6 protein-coding genes are annotated in these 5,747 nt (G+C 40.2%); all 6 read right to left on the reverse strand.

Features of this window, described 5'->3' with window-relative positions:
* Positions 1 to 73: 73 nt before the first annotated feature.
* Positions 74 to 982 carry a Glu/Leu/Phe/Val dehydrogenase dimerization domain-containing protein gene (locus ACTS4L_RS11000; protein ID WP_440617728.1) on the reverse strand — a complete coding sequence of 303 codons (909 nt, stop codon included), beginning with the start codon at positions 980 to 982 and terminating at the stop codon, positions 74 to 76.
* A 239-nt stretch (positions 983 to 1,221) separates the two neighbouring features.
* Positions 1,222 to 1,557, reverse strand: coding sequence for a 4a-hydroxytetrahydrobiopterin dehydratase (locus ACTS4L_RS11005; RefSeq protein WP_440617727.1), 336 nt, complete (start codon positions 1,555 to 1,557; stop codon positions 1,222 to 1,224).
* 102 nt (positions 1,558 to 1,659) lie between these two features.
* Positions 1,660 to 2,484 carry a phenylalanine 4-monooxygenase gene (gene phhA / locus ACTS4L_RS11010; RefSeq protein WP_440617726.1) on the reverse strand — a complete coding sequence of 275 codons (825 nt, stop codon included), beginning with the start codon at positions 2,482 to 2,484 and terminating at the stop codon, positions 1,660 to 1,662.
* Positions 2,456 to 3,805 carry a fumarylacetoacetase gene (fahA, locus tag ACTS4L_RS11015; RefSeq protein WP_440617725.1) on the reverse strand — a complete coding sequence of 450 codons (1,350 nt, stop codon included), beginning with the start codon at positions 3,803 to 3,805 and terminating at the stop codon, positions 2,456 to 2,458. Before fahA ends, phhA begins: the two co-directional genes overlap by 29 nt.
* Positions 3,805 to 5,097: a homogentisate 1,2-dioxygenase gene (gene hmgA, locus ACTS4L_RS11020; protein ID WP_440617724.1), complete on the reverse strand. Its 1,293-nt coding sequence runs from the start codon at positions 5,095 to 5,097 to the stop codon at positions 3,805 to 3,807. Before hmgA ends, fahA begins: the two co-directional genes overlap by 1 nt.
* Positions 5,090 to 5,665 (reverse strand): maleylacetoacetate isomerase, encoded by a 576-nt coding sequence (maiA, locus tag ACTS4L_RS11025; RefSeq protein WP_440652048.1) that lies wholly within the window; start codon positions 5,663 to 5,665, stop codon positions 5,090 to 5,092. Before maiA ends, hmgA begins: the two co-directional genes overlap by 8 nt.
* Positions 5,666 to 5,747: the final 82 nt, after the last annotated feature.

Here is a 5,747-nt window from a genome sequence, read left to right on the forward strand (position 1 = left end):
GCCTGCCAATCACCATGCCATAAGTCGATTTAAAAATCCCCACACAATAAAAAATACTCTGAAACTCTAAACTTCAGATAAAGTCTTTATCAACAATATTAGATCCTGCTGCGGGGATTAATACGTCAATATTCGCAGATATGAGTTGTTGGTTAAACTCTTGATGTGTCAGATTATCCGTTAATACATTAAGCACTCTGCGGCTTTTAACAACCTGATTGATTTCATGCTCGCTTAACCCTTTATCACGAATAACGCCAGCATCCCGATCAGTCATTGCGACAATTACAGCACCTGCCTGATGCAAATAAAAAGCAGCGGCTGCACCTACATTGCCCGCACCTTGAATATAAATACGCTTATTTTGAATACTTTCATTGCGCGCATGATAATAAGCAATCGCTGTTTGTGCCACACCGAAACCTGTGACCATTTCAGCAAGTTTAATATCTGCCTGCCCCACTTTAACACTGGCGTTTAGCAAGTGCATATTGTGATAAGCTGCTTGCGTTTTAAAGTGGTCCCCCTGACAAAATGCGTGAATAATCCCTTGTTGTGAGTTATCGACTCCTAAACCACGCAACAAATGATTAATCTTATGAATATCAGTATTTAAATCACTACCTGTACCATAATATTCGGTTAATAAGGGACGAATGGCCTCATACCAACGCTCAAGAATCGCATATTTTTCAGGATGATCTGGGTCAATACGAATACCCGTTTTCGCCCCGCCAATTGCAGGTCCTGATAGCGCAAATTTAATCTCCATAATTTTAGCTAATGTCGTCACCTCTTCCAGTGTAATATGCTCATGCACACGTGTACCACCACCTGCAGCATTACCACGCAACGAGTTAATCACTAAAAAACCGCGTGCAGTAGAGCGTTTATCTTTCCACTGAAAGGTAATCTCGGGTTCCTGTTGCGAGAAATGCTGTAAACGATCAACCACACTATTTTGAAAATCCGTTAAATTCATTTTTATTCCCTTTATTCCTTTTGCTTTTTAAACTTTACTAAAATTTCCTTTTCTAACCGTAGGGGCGTATTGTATACGCCCTTGTATCTATACACCCTCACACATGTAGTGATAATGCAAAGATAAGCTGAACTTCAATTATCCCCCTCACCCGCGCAGCTTAAGCTGCACGAGCAATCCCACAAGGGCAGAGGTGCAAGGCGTTGCAACTTATTCTTGGCTCATTACATATTCAATCATTAAGCTAATAACGCATCGACTTTAGCGGCACAAATAAAATCATTTTCCGTCAAGCCATCAACAGCATGTGTTGTGAAATGCACCACACAACGATTGAAACTCACTTCCAGATCTGGGTGATGTCCTTCACTATTGGCAACCCATGCCACAGCATTAACAAATGCCATGGTTTTATAAAAGCCTTTGAACTCAACTGTTCGTGTTATCTTCTTGCCACATGCGCTTAACTGCCACAATGGCAGTTTTTGTAAATAGCTTTGAGCCTCTTTAATTGTCATTGGTGTAAAGTCACCATATTCACAAACTTGGCATTTCTTATCTAGTAAATTTTCCATAACGTTTCCTTAAACTTTCATAAATCGTAGGGGCGTATTGCATACGCCCTTGTATTGAATACGCCCTTAGATTGCATAGGTCTTCACATCACATACTGCTTTTTATTCAATCAACTCAATCCCTTCGTCTTCTAATGGTTTTTCCTTTTTAGGAAACAGCGCTCTAAACTCTGGCAAGGCCTGAGATTTTTTAATTAAATCAATAAAGTCGTCCTTTAATACGTTATAAATGCTTTCATATGAATAGACGATATAATAAACCGGTTGATAAATATCAATGCGATATGGCGTTCTTAATATATTTAAAGCATCAAATCGTTCATAACGTACCTTAGGATCTTCAAGTGCATAAACCGTCTCACCCATTGACGATAAAATCCCACCGCCATAACAACGCAAACCTTGCGGGGTGTTAATTAAACCAAATTCAACAGTAAACCAATAAAAGCGTGCTAATAACCTTTGAACATCAGGCGTTTGCCCAACACCCAACTCTCCATAGCGCTGCATAAAATCAGCATAAACCGGATGAGCTAACATCGGACAATGACCAAATAGCTCATGAAATATATCTGGCTCTTGTAAATATTTAAGCTCCTCTGGCGTGCGAATAAAGGTTGCACATGGGAACTTTCGCTCAGATAATAACTTAAAAAAACGATCAAAACCAATCAATGCAGGCACCGGCTCAACCGCCCAACCTGTGACTTTCTGCAGTTTTTCATTGACCTCAGGAATCTGTGGAATACGATTAACTGGAAAATCAAGAAACTCCAAACCTTTTAAATACTCATCACAAGCACGCCCTTGAATAATCTTAAGTTGTGCTTCCATCAGTGTTTGCCAAGTGTTGTTCTCTATTTCATCATAGACAACAAACCCACGATAATCTGGCTTTTTAGAAACATACTTGCTGTTTGGTTTCATGCCCATTCTCCCTTTGAGCGTTGTTGTTTGTAAGTGTAGCTGAAAATGGCACAATTTCGCCAACAAGCTCGCCAAAACCTACTTTATAACCATTTCCTTGGCAAAATCCTGCTATACGTGCGACGTCACCATCTTGTAAAAACACGCGCTTATCGCCATTTCTCAAAATAACTGGGTGCTTACCACCTTCGGTAATTTCTAAGAAACAACCCAAGCTATCTTTTGTTTTACCGCTTATGGTTCCTGATGCCAAGATATCCCCTGTCATCATCGGGCAACCATTGACACTATGATGCACTAGCTGCTGCATCATATCCCAATACATATATTTATAATTAGTGGTTGAGATTACTTCATAATTTAGCGCTTTAGCTGATTTAATCGATAATTGCAGCTCAACATCCACTGCCCAATTTTCTTTACGTTTGAGATAATTTAAGACTTCAGTCTCTTGTTTTGGTGATTCAACACGAAATGGCTCTAATGCATCTAACGTCACAACCCATGGCGAAATAGAAGTTGCAAAGTTTTTCGACAAAAAAGGACCTAATGGCTGATATTCCCATTTTTGAATATCACGCGCACTCCAATCATTGACAATCACCATACCGATTACATGCTCAGGCGCTTGGTCAATTGTAACCGGTTGTCCATGTTGTGAAGGCATACCAATAATCGCCCCCATTTCCACCTCAACATCTAAGGCTTTAGATGGACTAAAGATCGGTGCTTCATCAGGATTTGGTTTGATTTGTCCATTTGGACGCACGACTTGTGTACCACTGACCACAACGCTTCCCGCTCGCCCATCATAGGCAACCGGTAAATGCAACCAGTTGGGTAATAACGGATTATCTTTATCACGAAACATCTTACCGACATTCTCAGCATGCTCACGTGAGGAATAAAAGTCCGTAAAGCCTTTAACATCAATCGGCAAATAAAGTGTGCAATCGCTTTGCTTGATAAGCACTTTATCTTGTAATGATTTATTATCACGTAAGGTTGCTGTCTCACTATTGAGTAAATCGCTGATGATCTGTCTTAATTCACGCACCTTTTCACGTCCATATTGAAATAGATCATTCAAGGCACTTATTTGTGTCAAATCAAGATCAAAATCACTCAACAAGTCCTCGCTATAAGCAGCTTTAACATCAAAAACATATTGCCCAATAGCAACACCAATACGTTTTTTAGTTTTATCTTCGCCCGTTTTGCTAAAAATACCAAAAGGCAGATTTTGAATGGGGAAGTGACTGTCTTTATCGATTTCAATAAATGATTTTAAGTTAGAATTGTTCGCTTTGATTGTTAACATTATTCGATGACCTCTTTTGTAAACTGTGCTTTTAATGATGACCAACAATTCAGATAATTAGGCTGACGTAAATCACTCATTAACGCAAACTCGGTTAATTGCCATGGCAGGCGTGATTCAAACATAAATGCCATGGTGTTTTGGTAGCGTACAGGATTAAGCGTCATCTCTGATGCATTAATAAATGTATCATAATCAGGGCCATGTGCTGACATCGGATTATGTACACTGATACCTCCTGGCTGAAACCCTTCACCTTTAGCATCATAGACACCCGTTAGTAGTCCCATGCATTCGCTCATGATATTGCGATGATAATAAGGTGGTCTGAAGGTGTCTTCTCCCACTACCCAACGTGGTGGGAAAATGACAAAATCAACATTTGCCGTGCCCGTATTTAAGGATGGCGCGGTAAGTACCGTAAAGATACTGGGATCGGCATGATCTTTGAGCACGGTATTCACAGGGCAAAATAAATCAAGATCATATTTATACGGATATAAATTGCCATGCCATGCTACCACATCTAAAGGGGAGTGGTTAATCTGACCTTGCCACAATCGCCCTTGATATTGGCAATACAACAGAGCCTTTTGGGTCTTATCCTCAAATGAGGCAACAGGTGCCAAGAAATGGCGCTCTTCTGCTAAGCCATTCGCACCAATAGGACCTCGCTCTGGCAAATAAAATGTACTTGAATTAGATTCACAAATATAACCACGTGCGTGCTCATCGAGTAATTCGACAGCGTAACGCACACCGCGTGGAATAACAACCACCTCATGCGGTCTTGCTTCAATCACACCATATTCTGTTTTAAAACGCAGGCGCCCTTGTTGCAACACATAAAGCCAATCACCATCAGCACTATAAAAATAACGACTCTCCATTGATTGATTGATTGCATATAGATGCACTGCTGCTGCCTCATTATACATCATCGTTACCAAACCATTCATAAGGTCAGTAGCTTGCGACGGTGTAGCTAAAGCACTCCAGCGCATCTGCTCAGGAGGAGTCAACACATCATCTTGATGATAGTGATTACGCAGCAAAGATTGATTAACCAATGTAAATTTCGGGCTATGTAACACCGATGGACGAATACGATACTGCCATGCTTTGAAATTTTGCGCGCGTGGCGCAGTAAAAGCACTGTTATTGACTTGCTCAGCGTATAAGCCAAAGGGAACTACTTGTGGTGAGTTACGGTCTTTAGGCAATGCGCCTTTAAGTGCCTCACTTGCAAAGTAACTATGAAACCCCAGCTGGTAATCCACCATTTTATTCATCCTCCTTAAGCATAACCTGCTCAGGCGAGGCATGAAAAAATGCCGGATGCTTCATGGCATGCGCATAGATCCTCTGAATCGTTGGAAAGCTACTGATATCAACATTGAAGCGCTTGGCATTAAACACTTGTGGGATAAGGCAGATATCCGCCAAAGTAATTTCATCACCAAAACAATATTTACCTGCCGTTTGTTGTAGCTTTTGCTCTAAGGCTACAAAACCTAATTGCACCCAATGCGTATACCATTTCTTAATTTGTGCTTCATTTGCTGCAAATTCAGCCTTCAGAAAATTAAGTGTTCCTGAATTATTCAGAGGATGAATATCACAAGCTATCGTCAAAGCAAAAGCTTTAACCTTAGCCTTCAATACGGGATCAATTGGATAGATTGAATGTTTAGGATACTTATCTTCTAAATAATCAATCATTGCCAACGATTGCGTGATAATGAGATTACCATCTTGTAGAGAAGGGACGCGTGATTGCGGATTAATTGCTTTATAGGTGCTTGAGAATTGCTCACCACCATGATTAATTAAGTGAACCTCTTTTGATTCATAACTGATCTTTTTAACTGAAGTTACGCACTTTTAAATTTCTCACATTCATGTTTCATTTTTAAATACATTTGATAACTTGCTTGATTCG

Source organism: Cysteiniphilum sp. 19S12-1 (assembly GCF_052030685.1).
GTDB lineage: Bacteria > Pseudomonadota > Gammaproteobacteria > Francisellales > Francisellaceae > Caedibacter.